Source organism: Salimicrobium humidisoli (assembly GCF_002295105.1).
GTDB lineage: Bacteria > Bacillota > Bacilli > Bacillales > Halobacillaceae > Salimicrobium > Salimicrobium humidisoli.
Genome location: NZ_NSGH01000014.1, coordinates 34,023 through 51,172 on the forward strand (window position 1 = coordinate 34,023; position 17,150 = coordinate 51,172).

Genomic DNA, 17,150 nt, shown 5'->3' on the forward strand with positions numbered 1-17,150 from the left:
GGCATGGCCGCAGGAAGACACGGACCGAAACAATAGTCTAATTTTTTTGATTTTCCTTCAATTATCGACTACGTAGAAGCTTTTATGTGTGATACAATAAAAGGGATTGCAACTGTACCGTTCAGGCGTTATACCTGTACGTACATAAGGAGAGCCTGAGATGAAGAAAGAAAAGAATGTCGTTTCAATTGAAGAGCGCATGCCTCAGTTGAAAGAACGAAGAAAAAAGAAAGCTGCCCGCCAGCTGATTTTTTACCTGATTCTCCTCTCTCTGCTGATAGGGATTGTAATATATCTTCAATCTCCACTTAGTCACGTAAGGTATGTAGAAGTCAAAGGGGATGAAGACCTGACTAAGAGTGAAGTCAAAGAAGTTAGTGGTATAACCGGGACGAGTAATTTATGGGGAATAGATCCGGCAGCTGTTTCCGATAAAATAAAAGGGCTTCCGGAGGTCAGCAGTACGGAAGTCAGACGTACCCTGACCGGAGGTATCGAAATTTCACTGGAAGAGAAACGCAGAACCGCCTACGTTAAGGTGGAGGAACAGTTTGCTCCGATTCTTGAGGACGGAACGATACTCGGGGACGCCCTCGTCGAAAACCCGGGAGGAGATGCTCCTATCTTCTACGGCTTCCCGGACAATGAACATTTAACGAAATTGGCTAAAGAACTGAATTCCTTACCCGCCAGTGTTTCGAACTTAATTTCCGAAATCCACTGGATGGACGAAGAGGAGCGGGACAGAGTACGGTTGTACATGAGTGACGGGTACACGGTGATAGCCTCCGTCCGGGAGTTTTCCGAAAAAATGCCCAGTTACCCTTCCATCGTTTCCCAATTGGATCCGGATGCGGAAGGGGTTATCCATGTCGGTGTAGGGACGTACTTTGAGTCATACGCCAGTGGTGACAAAGAACAACTGGAGACGGAAGAGGAACAAGGAAATATCCCGTCAGAAGAAAGTCCGCAGGAGCGGGAAGAAGAAGGCTGACGTTCTGCCGAAGTTGTAAACCAGTGAAATACCGGATGTGGCTTTATACTAAGACAGTGAACACACCGGGCAGTTGAATAAAAGCAGTATTTAAAAAGAAATTATTCATTACAGTTGATTAAATCAACCGGTTCTGAAAAATGTTATCCTTATACTGGATGGAATATTTTTTATGGTCGTTTACAGGAGGTGCGCCAGATTGAATAATGAAAAAGAAATACTCGTGAGCCTGGATGTAGGCACGAGCGAGATAAAAGCAATAATCGGGGAGGTAGCCAATGATTCCCTGAACGTAATAGGGGTAGGAACGGCTCCTTCTCTCGGAATGAAAAAAGGTGCCATTGTAGATATTGACAAGACTGTCCAGTCTATCCATTCTGCAGTGGATCAGGCCGAACGTATGGTGGATATGAAAATCGACCGCGTAGTCGTAGGAGTGAACGGCAACCACGTACAGTTGCAAAACTGTCACGGAGTCGTCGCCGTGTCGAGTGAAGACCGTGAAATCGAAGACGAAGACATCGCCAGGGTCATAGACGCTGCCCAGGTCGTCTCGGTGCCGCCGGAGAGAGAAATCATAGATGTCATCCCGAAAGAATTCATCGTGGATGGACAGGACGAAATAACGGATCCACGGGGGATGATAGGCGTCCGGCTCGAGATGGAAGGGACGATCATCACGTGCACTAAAACAGTATTGCATAATACACTGCGCTGCGTAGAAAGAGCCGGGCTAGAGGTGATTGATGTATGTCTCCAGCCTCTGGCAACGGGCACCGCTGCACTGTCGGAGGATGAGAAACACCTCGGGGTAGCGCTTATGGATGTAGGAGGAGGATCTACGACCATCTCGGTGTTCAAAGAAGGACACCTTTTCGGCACAGCTATGATCCCCGTGGGAGGCGACAATATTACTAAAGATTTGTCAGTAGGCCTGCGGACCTCCACAGAAGAAGCTGAAAGTATCAAAGTGGAACATGGCCATGCGTTTTATGAGGATGCGAACGAGCAGGAGACATTTTCAGTGAACATCATCGGAAGCAACCAGCAGGAAACTTACAATCAGGTGGATATCTCTGATATGATTGAAGCCAGAATGGAAGAAGTATATGTTATGGTGGCAAAAGAATTACAGCGCATGGGAGTCCAGGATCTTCCGGGCGGTTTTGTGCTTACAGGAGGATCCATGAACATGCCGGGAGTCCTCGAGCTGGCTCATGACGTTTTCAGTGCAAATTTAAGACTTGCCGTTCCTGATTACCTGGGCGTACGTGATCCTAAATATACAAGTGGGGTCGGCACCTTGCAATTTGCTTACCGCAATGCGAAAATACAGGGGAAAGATATCTTCCCGAGTGTGCAGAATATAGGGGAACCTGCTAAAACTGCACCGAAACAGCCGAAAGCTCAAAAACCAAAACAGAAATCCCAAACACAAAAGCAACAATCATCAAAAGAAAAAGAAGAAACAGGTTTTTCAAAATTCATTAAAGCATTTTTTGATTAAAATAAAAGAATGTGATAAGTCGGTTAGGAGGAACGAATGATGTTAGATTTTGATACGAGCATGGATCAGTTAGCAACCATTAAAGTCATTGGAGTTGGGGGCGGTGGTTCAAACGCTGTCAACCGTATGATAGAACATGGGGTTCAGGGTGTTGAGTTCATCGCAGTAAACACGGATGCTCAGGCTCTGAATATGTCGAAAGCAGAAGTGAAAATGCAGATAGGCAACAAGTTGACCCGAGGTCTTGGCGCAGGAGCAAACCCTGAAGTAGGAAGAAAAGCAGCAGAAGAAAGCAAGGAACAGCTCGAAGAAGCGCTGCAGGGGGCTGACATGGTATTCGTTACCGCCGGAATGGGCGGAGGAACAGGTACCGGAGCAGCACCAGTCATAGCTCAGGTATCTAAAGAAGTCGGAGCTCTTACTGTCGGTGTTGTGACGAGACCGTTCAGTTTCGAAGGAAGAAAACGTTCGACGCAGGCAACCGGAGGAATCGACAGTTTCAAAGGGAGTGTCGATACACTTATCGTCATTCCGAACGACAGACTGCTTGAAATTGTGGACAAGAATACCCCTATGCTCGAAGCGTTCCGTGAAGCAGATAACGTACTTCGTCAGGGTGTACAGGGTATTTCGGATCTCATTGCGGTACCTGGACTGATTAACGTCGACTTTGCTGATGTGAAAACGATCATGGTGGACAAAGGGTCCGCGTTAATGGGGATTGGTATTGCTACTGGAGAAGACAGAGCTGCAGAAGCAGCCAAAAAAGCTATTTCCTCTCCACTTCTGGAAACTTCCATCGATGGTGCCCACGGGGTACTGATGAACATCAGCGGAGGGACGAACCTCAGCCTGTATGAAGTTCAGGAAGCAGCGGATATTGTTACTTCTGCAGCTGATCAGGAAGTTAACGTTATCTTCGGATCTGTGATCAACGAAAACCTTAAGGATGAAATCGTAGTTACGGTGATTGCTACCGGTTTTGATGAAGCTCAAATGAAAGAAGGGCAGAACAAGCCGAGACAGCGTAACATCAATCAACAGCAGACATCATCCGAGCCCCGTCACAGAGAGGAATCTCCGAGACGTGAGACGAGAGAACCTCAGAATGAAGAGCAGCCGTCTCAGGAAGAAGATACACTGGATATACCGACCTTCCTTCGTAACAGAAACAGAAGAAGATAATAAATCCTGACTTCCGCCCCTTTAAGGGCGGAAGTTTTTTCTTAATACCGGGGAACATCAGTTAATGTGACCGAATGCCGGTGTATTTGTAAACCTTCAGGAATATGACATATATTCAAGTGAAATAGGGAATAAGTTATAGAATAATATAAAACTCTTACCTTTGACTTTCATGGAGGATAAATTGGAATATCATTTTTTACGGGTTACAGAATCCTGAAGGGAATATTGGCGTTGGTAAAGCATACATGGCTGACATGTGGTAAAATGGGATCAATAGAGGTGTTGCGTTATGTTCGTTTCGTCATCAAAGAAATTACTGACATGTAACTGGAAGAGCCCGGAAGTGTTCGCCGGTTTCACAAAACGTAAAGGCGGATACTCCCCTTACCCCGGGGGGTCGCTGAATCTTGGTCTGCATATTGGTGATGACCCGGAACGCGTGATCAAAAACCGGGAATTAGTGGCGGAAGAGATAGATATACCTTTGGAAAGATGGGTTTTTCCGGAGCAGGTACACGGTACGAAAGTACAGGTGGTGACCGCAGAGGACCGGGCAAAAGGTGTAAAAGATCTGGAATCAGCCGTGCAGGGAGCAGACGGGTTGATTACGAAAGATGAAAACACACTTCTCGCCGGTTTTTACGCTGACTGTGTTCCGCTCTATTTCAGCGATGAACAGACCGGCTGGATTGGACTTGCTCATGCCGGCTGGAAAGGGACAGTGAGTCACATGGCGGGAGAAATGATTGAAGCTCTGGTTACGGAAGGGGCTGACAGGGAATCGATAGAGATGGTGATTGGTCCTTGCATCTCCAAAAGTAACTATGTTGTGGATAATCATGTTGCTCAACAGGTCTCGGAGAAATACAGGGATGAGGTACTTCAGTTTGTAGATACGAATACATGGAATTTCGATCTGAAACGGATGAACAGACTGATCGCTTTAAAGCATGGTCTTGGCGAAGACAGAGTGTACAGCACCGATCATTGTACATATTCAGATGAGGAGCTGTTTTTTTCACATCGCCGGGATCGGGGCAATACAGGGAGAATGCTCGGGTATATTGTCAAGTCTCGCTGTTGAAAGGAGCAATGACAGTGAACGTAAAAGAAAATGCAGCCGTTATTAAAGATTCTATCGAACGGGCCTGTTCTAAAGTTGAACGGGACCCGGCCGAAGTGACAACGATAGCAGTAACAAAGTACGTAAGCACGGAAAGAGCCAGAGAGGCGATTGAGGCGGGGATTGTAAATCTTGGAGAGAATCGGAAAGAAGGTTTTCTTGAAAAGTATTCCCGGATCGGGGACGAGGCCAGGTGGCACTTTATCGGCTCGCTTCAGTCCAGGAAAGTGAAAGACGTGATAGGCCAGATGGATGTCCTCCATTCTCTGGATCGCAAGTCTTTAGCTAAGGAAATCGATAAACGTGCAGAGACTGCTGTGTCCTGTTTCGTTCAGGTGAATATCAGTGGGGAAGATTCGAAGCACGGGTTGGAAACGGAAGACGTTCTTCCATTCATACGAATGCTTGAAGATTATCCGAAAGTGAGAGTGGTCGGACTCATGACCATGGCCCCTCATATAGAAGATGAAGAAAAACTGCGGGCAATATTCAGACAGTTACGCGCCCTCCGGGACAAGGTGAGGAATGAGAATATGGCGCACGCCCCCTGTGAATATCTTTCCATGGGGATGAGTAACGATTACACTGTCGCAATCGAAGAAGGGGCCACCCACATACGGATCGGTACAAGTCTTGTAGGCAACGAAACTTATGGAGGTGAGTGATCATGAGTATGAAGAACAGATTCAAATCTTTTTTTACACTGGATGAAGATTATGAATACGTCGAGGAAGACGCTTATGAAGAAAATGAAACCGGCCAGTCGGAAGAGAATAGCAGAAGTAATAAACAGCAGAACGTCGTCAGTTTGAAAAGTGCCCATAGATCTTCTAAAATGGTTTTACACGAACCGAGAAATTACAGCGAAGCGCAGGATGTTGCGGATGAACTTGTAAGTCATCGCGCAGTTGTCATAAATCTCCAGCGCGTGGAGCGGGACCAGGCGAAACGGATAGTGGACTTTTTGAGCGGAACAGTTTACGCTATTGGAGGAGATATTCAGAAGCTTGGATCCCAGACATTCCTCTGTGTGCCGGAGAACGTTGAAATTTCAGGTTCCATCTCCGAAATAATGCAGAACGAGGACGAATTTAACAGAAGGTGGTAATGCTTTGTGGGTTTGATATTTTCTCTTTTGATCAATGCAATCCAGATATACAGCTGGCTGCTGATCATCTATATACTGATGTCCTGGTTCCCGGGAGCAAGAGACTCCAGTTTCGGGCAGGGACTGGCCAGAGTGACGGAACCATTTCTGGAGCAATTTCGCAGATTTATCCCGCCACTCGGCATGATTGATATTTCTCCGATAGTTGCGATTTTAACTTTGAATTTCGCCTCAAGAGGGATTCAGCAGTTATATATTATGTTAATGGTCGCATAAGAAAGAACAGAAGCTGAAGTTTCTGTTCTTTTTCTTTATTGGTTAGACGGGGCGCGAGCGAAAAGGGGGAGACTATGGAAATATATCAGCACTTCAGAAAGGAAGAGAGACCATTCATCGATCAGGTGGAAGCCTGGCGGAAAGATGTCGAAATGAGGTTTCAGCGAAAACTCACGGATTTCCTCAACCCGAGAGAACGGCAGATTGCTGCATCCCTGCTGAGTAATACGAACCTTCAGATGAGGTTTTCCGGAAATGATGATGAAGAAAGACGCCGCATGATTATAGCTCCGGAATACGAGTTGATTGAAGAGGAGGATTTTCAGTTGACACTTCTGGAAGCCTCTTACCCGGCGAAATTTGTAAGCCTGGAACACAGGGATGTATTAGGGGCATTCATGTCTCTCGGTATCAAGCGTGAAAAACTCGGAGATCTCATAGTCAAAGACGGGCTTATACATATTATCGCAGCTGCCGAAATCAGTGATTTTATTAAGATGCAGCTGCAGCAGATTAATAAAGCTTCGGTGACGTGGAAGGAAATAGAGATGGGTTCGCGGATGACATCGGAAGAAGAGTGGAAAGATTCATCTGCTACGGTGTCGTCTCTGCGGATAGACGTCGTTCTGAAAGAGATTTACAATATGCCTCGGAAAAAATCGGTAATGTATATTAAGGGAGGCCAGGTGAAAGTCAACTTCCGCACGGTGGATGACCCCTCTTTTCTGCTTGAAGAAGGAGACCTTATCTCCTTGCGGGGAAAAGGGAGGAGCGAACTGACTGAAGTGATGGGACAGACGAAGAAAGATAAATGGCGCATTACTTTTTCGGTGTTGTCCTGATCACTATTTCGTGATGGTTCTCCCCTGGCATAGTGTGACGCTATATACCTAACTATTGGCTTCACATAGATAAATGATATAATAATAAGGACTCGCAGGGGATGGAGGATTTGAATGTTTCGGTTTTATGGACTTTCATTATTGATAATTGCAATAGATCAAATCAGCAAATGGCTGGTAACTAAATATATGGAAATAGGAGAGAGAATACCCGTCATAGATTCCTTTCTTCTGCTTACCTCTCACAGGAACCAGGGGGCGGCATGGGGGATATTACAGGGCCAGATGCTTTTCTTTTATATTATTACAGTTCTGATTGTGGGATTTTTGATTTACTACATGCAGACACAGGGAAAAAAAAGTAGATGGAGTGCTGTGGCTTTAGCTCTTCTTCTTGCAGGAGCAATAGGGAATTTCATCGATCGCCTGTTCAGAAAAGAAGTAGTGGATTTCGTAGATGTGTACATCGGCAGCTACAATTATCCGATTTTTAACGTTGCTGATGCTTCTTTGACTATCGGCGTTATACTATTCCTTATAGCGACATTTATCGAAGACAAGAGACAAAAGGAGACAGAACAGTCATGAGTGAACAATTAAAAGTGGAAGCAGCGGATGCTTCTAAGAGAATAGATAAGTGGCTCAGTGATCATCTTGAAGATGTATCGCGTGCTCAGGTTCAGCAGTGGATAAGGGAACACCACGTCTCTGTGAATGATCGACACGTGAAAAGTAATTATAAAATACAGGAAGGGGATCTTGTTGCGTGGTCAGTGCCGGAAGTGAAACCGGCTGCCATTGAAAAAGAAAATATCCCTCTTACTATCGTTTACGAAGATGAAGACGTGCTTGTAGTGAATAAGCCGGTGGGGATGGTGGTTCATCCTTCAGCCGGCCATTACAGCGGAACGCTGGTAAATGCCCTTTTATACCATTGTGATGATCTTTCCGGTATTAACGGAGTGGAGCGTCCGGGTATTGTACACCGAATTGATAAAGATACGAGCGGTTTACTGATGGTAGCCAAGCACGATAAGGCTCATCAGCATCTGGCGGATCAACTGCAGGAAAAAACTGTGGAAAGGGAATATGAAGCGATTGCTCACGGGGTTATCGCCCACGATCACGGTACGATCGATGCTCCCATCGGCCGTGACCCTAAAGAACGTCAGCGCATGGCCGTGACGGAAGAGGGGAAAGATGCGGTAACTCATTTTACCGTAGAACGTCGTTTTGAAGAGTTCACCCATCTTACCTGTAAACTGGAAACGGGACGGACCCATCAGATACGGGCACACATGAGATATATCGAACATCCGCTGGCAGGGGACCACAAATACGGACCCAGGAAAACACTCGCTCTTCCAGGTCAGGCTCTGCATGCCAGAACCCTTTCCTTCACTCACCCGGTAAGCGGGGAAAGAATGAAGTTTACTGCTCCTGCGCCCGAACACTTCCAAAAAGCTCTGCGTGAACTGGAAGAAACGAGTTGACAAAAACCCGCGCTTTTGTAATAATAGTGAACAAGTTAATAAGAGACCTTTAACGACAGTCCCGTGAGGCTGAGAAGGAACCGGATTTTGACCTTTTCTGCCCACGTGTGCAGAAAAGGTTTTTTGTGTAGGAGGATGCATTATGAATAAAAAGGCGACTGTACTCGATGATGCAGCGATCAGGCGAACCCTTACAAGGCTTTCGCATGAAATCGTAGAGAAAAATAAAGGCATCGAAGATCTTGTGCTTATCGGGGTGAAGACGCGGGGAGTTCCTCTTGCCACGAGAATCAAAAGTAAAATCGAAGATATTGAAGGGGCGTCCCTTCCTCAAGGAGAGCTTGACATCACCCTTTATCGCGATGATCTGAAGGAAGTGACAGACAATCATGAACCGGAACTGAAAGATTCTAAACTCCCGGTCGATATCAGCGATAAGAAAGTAATACTCGTAGACGATGTCCTTTATACAGGTCGGACAGTGCGTGCCGCAATGGACGCGCTCGTGGATCTCGGACGTCCATCCTCCATTCAGCTGGCGGTGCTGGTGGATCGGGGTCACAGAGAATTACCGATACGAGCAGATTACGTCGGTAAAAATATCCCGACTTCGAAGGAAGAAGTAGTGACTGTACGTCTTGAGGAGACCGATCAGCAGGAGGAAGTCGTCATTTACGAAAAATGAATAAAGGTACCTTTAATGAATGTCCCGAGAGGCTTCAAAGGTAAGGAGTAAGGCACGGGTATACCTATGTACCGATGCTGTGATCTCTTTGCTTATTGAAGCAAAGAGATTTTTTTATGCACAAAAAGAGGAGGAATTCGAATGAATGATAGAGAGATTGTATATGATATCGAAGAGAAGCCGGCTCCGGCTAAATGGCTCGCCCTGAGCCTTCAGCATCTGTTCGCCATGTTCGGAGCTACGATACTGGTTCCTTTCCTTACCGGCCTGTCTCCTTCTGTAGCTCTCGTAGCCAGTGGAACAGGAACGCTTGCTTATCTCCTGATAACACGGGGGAAAGTTCCGGCATACTTAGGGTCTAGTTTTGCTTTTATTTATCCGATTACCCAGATCTCCGAATCTTCCGGGGTCGCGGGAGCCATGGTCGGAAGCTTTCTTGCGGGGCTTGTGTACGGTGCTGCCTCCCTGCTCATCATGGTCTTCGGTGTAAAGTGGCTTACTAAACTGCTCCCACCGGTCGTAGTGGGACCGGTCATTATGGTGATCGGCCTCGGGCTCGCTTCCACTGCTGTAGACATGGCTATGTACGAACCGGGTAGCGACAAGGTTTACAGTACTATCCACATTACCACCGCTCTCGTCACACTCGGAGCTACAATTATAGCCATGGTGTTCCTGCGGGGGATATTCCGCCTTATCCCGATCTTAATCGGTATTGCGACCGGCTATACTTTTGCACTGGTGAACGGAGTGGTGGACACATCAGGAATTCAGGCAGAGTGGGAAAACTGGACCGGTGCCGAGTCATTTACGGGCTTTCTGCAGGCTTTCTTCCGGACGCCGGACTTCCTCCTTCCCTTTATCGATTATTCACCTTTCAGTGTTCTCAGTCTGGATATCGCCATGGTTATGATGCCTTTTGCTCTCGTTACACTCGCGGAACATACGGGTGACCAGATGGTGTTATCAAAAGTGACGGGCAGGAATTTTCTTAAGAATCCCGGACTCGATAAAACGATTCTCGGTGACGGAGCGGCGACAATGATTGCGAGCATGCTCGGGGGACCGCCGAACACAACCTATGGTGAGAATATAGGAGTGCTGGCCGTAACAAGGGTTTTCAGCGTATTCGTAATAGGCCTTGCAGCGGTTATGGCTATTGCATTCGGGTGGATAGGAATGGTTACGGTTCTAATAAGTTCGATACCTCAGGCAGTCATGGGCGGCGTCAGCATTCTTTTGTTCGGAGTCATAGCGGCGAGCGGACTTCGTATGATGATCGATCATAACGTAAACCTCGGGGATAACCGGAATCTGGTGATCACGTCAGTCATTCTCGTAATCGGAGTGGGTGGTGCTTTCATCCGGCTGTCTCCGCAGGTAGAGCTCGGAGGGATGGCACTTGCGGCTGTGACGGGAATCGTACTGAACCTCATTATTCCCCGGTCTGAAGAAGAGAAGCAGCAGAAATCAGTGTTCGAAAAGGATGAAGAAATAGCATAGGAGGGATTCCATGAATCACTTATTAACTATGGATCAATTAAGTAACAGAATGATTTATTCACTTCTCGAAAATGCCGGACGCATGAAAAGAGGCGAGCAGAAAACGTGGAAAGGAAGGTTCGCAGCGAATCTTTTCCTTGAACCGAGCACAAGGACGAGACAAAGCTTTCACGTTGCAGAGAGACGGATGCAGATGGAAGTGCTGGAAATGGAAGCGGAGCAGTCGAGTCTTCTCAAAGGTGAATCGCTGTATGATTCAGTCCGTACTCTGGAGGCGATAGGAACCGATATTCTGGTTATCAGGCAGTCCGAGCGCGATTCTCTTCAGGAACTTTCAGAATGCAAAGGAATCTCGATTATTAACGCAGGGGACGGTACGGGGGAACACCCGACGCAAAGTCTGCTGGATCTGTTCACCATTTATGAGGAGTTCGGCTGTTTTAAAGGTCTGACAGTCACTATTGCGGGTGATATTAAACACAGCAGAGTAGCGAGGTCGAACGCATACGCTCTGAAGCAGCTTGGTGCAGAGGTTCAATTTTCTTCTCCCGACGAATGGAAGGAGCCGGGGAAGACGTACGTAACGATGGATGAGGCCGTCGCTTCGAGCGATGTTCTTATGCTGCTCAGAATACAGAAAGAGCGCCACGACTGGGAAGGGGATATCCCTGACTACCTTACGGATTACGGTTTGACGAAAGAAAGAGAAAGGCGGATGAAGAGTCACTCCATCATTCTCCATCCTGCTCCGGTTAACCGTGGCGTGGAAATCGATTCCGCTCTAGTGGAATGTCAAAAATCGCGTATATTTACGCAAATGAACAACGGGGTCTACATGAGAATGGCGATAATAGACGAATTAATGAGGGGGAAGCACAATGAAAATAACAAATGCGTTCCGATGGAAAGAGAACTCTTTGCAAGCATGTGAAATCCGTGTGAAAGATGGAATGATTGCTGAGGTTAAAGCACAAATGGGAGAGGTTAGCGGGGAGGAGATTTTTGATGCCGGGGGGACCCTTGTCGCACCCGGCTTCACTGACGTGCACATCCATTTAAGAGAGCCCGGCGCGGAATATAAAGAAACGATCGCATCCGGTACGAGAGCTGCTCTCAAAGGAGGGTTCACGACCGTCTGTCCGATGCCGAATACCTCTCCTGTACCCGATACGAAAGAAAATATGGAAGATCTCATGAGTAGAATCAAAAAAGATGCAGTAATGGAAGTGTTGCCTTACGCCTCCATTTCTCTCGGGCAGAATGGAGAAATTCTCACTGACATGAAAGCTTTGAAAGAAGCCGGTGCCTTTGCATTCACCGATGATGGAGTGGGGATTCAGGAGGCTTCATTCATGAAAAAAGCGATGCAGAACGCTGCCCTTCTCGGGATGTCGATCGTCGCTCACTGTGAAGATAATGGGCTCGCAGGTTCCGGAGTCGTACACGAAGGCGAGGTGTCCGAACGACTGGGGCTGCCGGGAATCCCGTCGAGTGCAGAATCTGTTCACATCGCAAGAGATGCCATACTTGCCGGCGAAACCGGATGTCACTACCACGTCTGTCACGTATCATCAGCATCCTCGGTCAGAGTGATCCGGGAAGCGAAAAATGCAGGAATCAACATTACAGCGGAAGTTACACCGCATCATCTGCTTCTCAATGAAAGTGATATACATAAAGATGATGCCATGTACAAAATGAATCCCCCCTTACGTTCCGAGGAAGATCGTCAGGCGCTTATCCAGGGTCTGGAAGAAGGAACCATTGATTTTATAGCTACCGATCATGCTCCTCATTCCGAGGATGAAAAACAGCAGAGCATGAGGAAAGCCCCCTTCGGAATCACCGGACTTGAAACGGCGTTCCCTCTTCTGTACACGACTTTTGTCAAAAACGGCCATTGGACGACCGGGCAGCTTACAGAATGGCTTACGGCAAAACCGAGAAAAGTCTTTTCAATGAGTCAGAGAACTTTGGAACATGGACAGCCTGCAACACTCACATTCGTTGACCTGCATACGGAAGAGGAAATCGACAGACATCGGTTCCTGTCCAAAGGAAAAAATACCCCGTTCCACGGGGTGAAAGTGAGCGGTATTCCAAAATGCACAATGATAGAAGGGCACATCGCCTGGGAAGGGTGGAATAAATGATGAAGCGACTCGTTCTTGAAGATGGCACGGTGTTCAGCGGCAACGGATTCGGAAGCGAAAAGGATGTAATAGGAGAAATCGTCTTTCAGACCGGTATGACCGGTTATCAGGAAGTAATGTCCGATCCTTCGTATTACGGACAGATAATAACTTTTACATATCCGTCTATCGGAAACTATGGAATAAATCGGGATGATTTTGAAACTATCTTTCCGTCTTTATCGGGAGTGGTGGTTAAGGAACATTGTGAATACCCGTCCAATTTCAGGAATGAAGAGACGCTGGATTCTTTTCTGAAAGCGAGAGGGATTCCCGGAATAAGCGGAATCGATACGAGAGAGCTCACAAAAATCATAAGAGAAACCGGAACGATGAAGGCAGTTATCACAAGCAGTGAAAGGAATGTAAGGGAAGTACTGGAGGAGATAAGCAAGTATGAACTTCCGACTGATCAGGTGGCGAGTGTCTCTACTGATAAACCCTACGTCATCCCTCATCGGGGGGAAAGGATTGTAGTCGTCGATTACGGGATGAAAAATGGTCTGCTTCGAGCTTTTACCGAGAGAGATTGTCACATTACTGTAGTACCTTATAATACTTCCGCTGAAGAAATAATGAGGCAGAAACCGGATGGAGTGTTTCTTTCAAATGGCCCCGGCAATCCTGCGCACATACCGGAGGCGACAGAGACAGTAAGAAAGCTGATCGGCAAGGTACCTGTCTTCGGTGTCTGTATGGGACATCAGGTTATTGCCAGAGCTTGCGGAGCGAGGACGGAAAAACTTCACTTCGGCCATCGCGGGGTAAACCAGCCTGTATTTGACAAAGTCAATAACCGGACTTATATGACATCCCAGAATCATGGTTATTCAGTTGATTATAATTCAATTATGTCAACTGAATTGAAAATCACTCAGTATTCTCTGAATGATGATACGGTGGAAGCTTTGGAACATGCGAGATATCCTGTATTTTCCGTTCAGTACCACCCCGAGAGTACCCCGGGTCCTGAAGACACCGGCCACTTATTTGATCGATTTTTAAGCATCGTACGTAATTGGAAGGAGGAGACGTATGTCCGCACATAAGAATATAAAAAAAATCCTCGTTATAGGCTCCGGACCTATTGTTATAGGTCAGGCTGCAGAATTCGATTATTCAGGTACCCAGGCCTGTCAGTCGCTGAAAGAAGAAGGATATGAAGTCATCCTGGCCAATTCCAACCCGGCAACGATTATGACTGATTACACGTTCGCCGACCAGGTCTACATGGAACCCCTGACGGTGGACTTTCTGTCAAAAATCATCCGTAAAGAACGTCCCGATGCACTGCTTCCGACACTCGGAGGGCAGACCGGGCTGAACCTGGCCGTGGAGCTGGATGAGTCAGGGGTCCTTAAAGAGATGAACGTTGAACTTCTCGGTTCTTCTCTTCATGCAATCCAGAAAGCAGAAGACAGGGAACTTTTCCGGTCTCTTATGAGAGAAATCGGGCAGCCTGTCCCCGAAAGTGATATCGTATCAACGACAAAAGAAGCTTTAACTTCCGCAGCACATATCGGTTACCCGGTGATCGTACGTCCGGCTTATACGATGGGAGGAGCCGGAGGAGGCATCTGCAGAAACGAAGAAGAACTCACGGAAGTTGTAAGAAGTGGCCTTGATCTTTCGCCGGTGCATCAGTGTCTCATAGAGAAGAACATTGCCGGCTTCAAAGAAATAGAAATGGAAGTGATGCGCGACAAAAAGGATAACTGTATCGTCGTCTGTTCTATGGAAAATGTCGATCCGGTAGGGATCCATACGGGGGATTCGATTGTTGTAGCTCCGACACAGACGCTGAGTGACCGGGATTATCAGATAATGAGGAATGCCTCCACAGAAATTATCCGTTCACTCGGAATCGAGGGGGGATGTAACGTTCAGCTTGCGATGGACCCGGAGAGCTTCGATTACTACGTCATCGAAGTGAACCCAAGGGTCAGCCGCTCCTCCGCTCTCGCATCAAAAGCTACCGGGTACCCGATTGCCAAGATCGCAGCCAAAATCGCCGTAGGTATGAGCCTTGATGAAATCCGTAATCCGGTTACAGGAACGACTACTGCCTGCTTCGAGCCTTCTCTCGACTATGTCGTATGTAAAATCCCCCGCTGGCCTTTTGACAAATTCGAGGACGGTAACCGTATACTCGGTACACAGATGAAGGCGACCGGCGAGGTGATGGCAATGGGGCGTACATTTGAGGAGGCTTTTCTGAAAGGGGTGCGCTCTCTTGAACAGAATGACGGTGACTTCTATGATTCCGACTTCACCGGTCTCCCGGACGATGAACTGCTTGAACAGATGCACAGAGCGGACGACAGGCGTCTGTTCATCCTCTCTGAAGCGATGAGAAGAGGAATCGGTCTCGAAGTTATTCACGAAAAAACGAAGATAGACCGTTTCTTTCTTAGAAAAATCGACTCCATTCTTCTTCTGGAGAAAGAAATCGGAGAGAAAGGCTGGAGTACCGAACTGATCAGCCGGGCCAAGGAAAAGGGTTTTTCCGACCGTCATCTTGCACGCGTGCTGAAGACCACCGCGGCAGACGTCAGTGAAAAGAGACGTTCAGAAGGTATCACTCCTGTCTACAAGATGGTGGATACGTGTGCAGGGGAGTTTGAGTCGGCGACTCCTTACTACTACTCCACTTATGAAACTTTCAACGAATCAGATGTAACTAAGAGAAAAAAAGTTCTTGTTGTCGGGTCCGGACCCATCCGTATCGGCCAGGGCGTGGAGTTCGATTATGCTACGGTCCACTCGGTCCTTGCGTTAAAAGAATTGGGGTATGAAGCGATCATCATCAACAATAACCCTGAAACTGTCTCAACGGATTTCAGTGTGTCCGACAAACTTTATTTCGAACCGCTCACTGTAGAGGATGTCATGAACGTTGTGGATCTCGAACAGCCGGAAGGGGTGATTCTGCAGTTCGGCGGTCAGACTTCGGTGAATCTGGCGGACGGGCTGGAGGAAAGAGGCGTGAGGATTCTCGGAACGACCATCGACTCCATCAGGCAGACGGAAGATCGGAGCTCCTTCGAACGATTGCTGAATAATCTCGGGGTAAGTCATCCCGGAGGGGAAAGCGTGGACGGGAAGGAGGACGCCTACCGTGTGGCGCAGGCTGTCGGTTACCCGGTTCTCGTTCGTCCCTCATATGTCCTCGGGGGCAGGGCCATGGAAATCGTCTATTCGGAGGAAGAGCTGACTCATTACTTATCGAAATTCGTCTCCAATGGTCATCCGGTATTAATAGATAAATATCTTTCCGGTAAAGAAGTGGAAGTTGACGCGATCACTGACGGGAAAGATGTGGTTATACCGGGTATCATGGAGCACATTGAACGGGCGGGCGTCCATTCGGGTGACTCGATGGCGGTATACCCCCCTCAAAATCTTTCGCAGGAAGTGATCAGACAACTGGAAGAAGCAACGATAAAGATAGCGAAAAACCTGCCTTTAAAAGGACTGATCAACATTCAGTTCGTAGTCCAGGAAGAGAAAGTTTACGTACTCGAAGTCAACCCGCGTGCCAGCCGTACGGTTCCATTCCTGAGCAAAATCACCGGAATACAGATGGCCGGACTGGCTACGAAAGTGATGACGGGTCTGAGACTTACGGACGAAGGCTACTCTACCGGGATTGTGACTGAAAGAGAAGGCATATATGTAAAGGTACCTGTGTTTTCCTTTGAAAAATTACGAAGTGTCGACACTACCCTCGGACCCGAAATGAAATCGACGGGAGAAGTGATCGGATACGATAAAGATCTGGAAAGAGCGCTCTACAAAGGTATGATGGCAGCAGGTATGAAGATTCCGGAACACGGAAGCGTTCTGTTGACCGTAGCGGATAAAGATAAAAAGGAAGTGGAACCGCTGGCAGCCACGCTCGTCGATCTGGGTTTTCATTTAATTGCCACGGCCGGAACGGCAAGGTTTTTAAAAGAAAGGAATCTTCCGGTTACAACTGTAGGAAAAGTGGATGAGGACGGAGGCGTCCTGGCAGTTATCCGGGAACAGAAGGTACAGATGGTCATTAATACGTTGAACAGGAAGAGGAAGGCGCACACGGACGGGTTCCGTATCCGGCGGGAAGCTGTGGAGTACGGGAAAGCATGCTTTACAAGCGTGGATACTGCATCTGCAGCCGTGGATGTATTGAAATCCATGAGCCTGACATCAAGGCCGTTATCAAATCGAAAGGGGTTGGTAACAAGTGCAGACGTATGA

Annotated in this window: 16 protein-coding genes; all 16 read left to right on the forward strand. The window is 47.4% G+C overall.

What is annotated here, in order from left to right; all coding sequences use genetic code 11:
* Positions 1-160 precede the first annotated feature (160 nt).
* Positions 161-994, forward strand: a complete 834-nt coding sequence (locus CKW00_RS09575) for a cell division protein FtsQ/DivIB (RefSeq protein WP_095822388.1) — start codon at positions 161-163, stop codon at positions 992-994.
* A gap of 172 nt (positions 995-1,166) precedes the next feature.
* A complete protein-coding gene (gene ftsA / locus CKW00_RS09580) occupies positions 1,167-2,501 on the forward strand; it encodes a cell division protein FtsA (protein WP_095822389.1) in 1,335 nt (444 codons plus the stop codon).
* A 39-nt stretch (positions 2,502-2,540) separates the two neighbouring features.
* On the forward strand, positions 2,541-3,686 hold the full coding sequence (ftsZ, locus tag CKW00_RS09585; protein ID WP_095822390.1) for a cell division protein FtsZ: 1,146 nt from the start codon (positions 2,541-2,543) through the stop codon (positions 3,684-3,686).
* Between the two features lie 292 nt (positions 3,687-3,978).
* Complete coding sequence (pgeF, locus tag CKW00_RS09590) at positions 3,979-4,773, forward strand: peptidoglycan editing factor PgeF (RefSeq protein WP_095822391.1); 795 nt, start codon at positions 3,979-3,981, stop codon at positions 4,771-4,773.
* 14 nt (positions 4,774-4,787) lie between these two features.
* Positions 4,788-5,477, forward strand: coding sequence for a YggS family pyridoxal phosphate-dependent enzyme (locus tag CKW00_RS09595; RefSeq protein WP_198951630.1), 690 nt, complete (start codon positions 4,788-4,790; stop codon positions 5,475-5,477).
* A 2-nt stretch (positions 5,478-5,479) separates the two neighbouring features.
* Positions 5,480-5,920, forward strand: a complete 441-nt coding sequence (locus CKW00_RS09600) for a cell division protein SepF (protein ID WP_095822392.1) — start codon at positions 5,480-5,482, stop codon at positions 5,918-5,920.
* Positions 5,921-5,926: 6 nt separating this feature from the next.
* Positions 5,927-6,196, forward strand: coding sequence for a YggT family protein (locus CKW00_RS09605; protein ID WP_093104949.1), 270 nt, complete (start codon positions 5,927-5,929; stop codon positions 6,194-6,196).
* A gap of 74 nt (positions 6,197-6,270) precedes the next feature.
* Positions 6,271-7,038 (forward strand): YlmH family RNA-binding protein, encoded by a 768-nt coding sequence (locus tag CKW00_RS09610; protein WP_095822393.1) that lies wholly within the window; start codon positions 6,271-6,273, stop codon positions 7,036-7,038.
* Between the two features lie 114 nt (positions 7,039-7,152).
* Entirely contained in the window at positions 7,153-7,626 is a 474-nt protein-coding gene (gene lspA / locus CKW00_RS09615; RefSeq protein ID WP_095822394.1) for a signal peptidase II, read from the forward strand.
* Positions 7,623-8,531: an RluA family pseudouridine synthase gene (locus CKW00_RS09620; RefSeq protein WP_095822395.1), complete on the forward strand. Its 909-nt coding sequence runs from the start codon at positions 7,623-7,625 to the stop codon at positions 8,529-8,531. The genes lspA and CKW00_RS09620 overlap by 4 nt, the downstream gene beginning before the upstream one ends.
* A 142-nt stretch (positions 8,532-8,673) precedes the next feature.
* Positions 8,674-9,216, forward strand: a complete 543-nt coding sequence (pyrR, locus tag CKW00_RS09625) for a bifunctional pyr operon transcriptional regulator/uracil phosphoribosyltransferase PyrR (protein WP_076570305.1) — start codon at positions 8,674-8,676, stop codon at positions 9,214-9,216.
* Positions 9,217-9,357: 141 nt separating this feature from the next.
* Positions 9,358-10,719 carry a uracil-xanthine permease family protein gene (locus CKW00_RS09630; protein WP_095822396.1) on the forward strand — a complete coding sequence of 454 codons (1,362 nt, stop codon included), beginning with the start codon at positions 9,358-9,360 and terminating at the stop codon, positions 10,717-10,719.
* A gap of 10 nt (positions 10,720-10,729) precedes the next feature.
* Entirely contained in the window at positions 10,730-11,650 is a 921-nt protein-coding gene (locus tag CKW00_RS09635) for an aspartate carbamoyltransferase catalytic subunit (RefSeq protein ID WP_095822397.1), read from the forward strand.
* Positions 11,598-12,872: a dihydroorotase gene (locus CKW00_RS09640; protein WP_095822398.1), complete on the forward strand. Its 1,275-nt coding sequence runs from the start codon at positions 11,598-11,600 to the stop codon at positions 12,870-12,872. The genes CKW00_RS09635 and CKW00_RS09640 overlap by 53 nt, the downstream gene beginning before the upstream one ends.
* A complete protein-coding gene (gene carA / locus CKW00_RS09645; protein ID WP_095822414.1) occupies positions 12,872-13,960 on the forward strand; it encodes a glutamine-hydrolyzing carbamoyl-phosphate synthase small subunit in 1,089 nt (362 codons plus the stop codon). The genes CKW00_RS09640 and carA overlap by 1 nt, the downstream gene beginning before the upstream one ends.
* Positions 13,947-17,150 carry a carbamoyl-phosphate synthase large subunit gene (carB, locus tag CKW00_RS09650; protein WP_095822399.1) on the forward strand — a complete coding sequence of 1,068 codons (3,204 nt, stop codon included), beginning with the start codon at positions 13,947-13,949 and terminating at the stop codon, positions 17,148-17,150. The genes carA and carB overlap by 14 nt, the downstream gene beginning before the upstream one ends.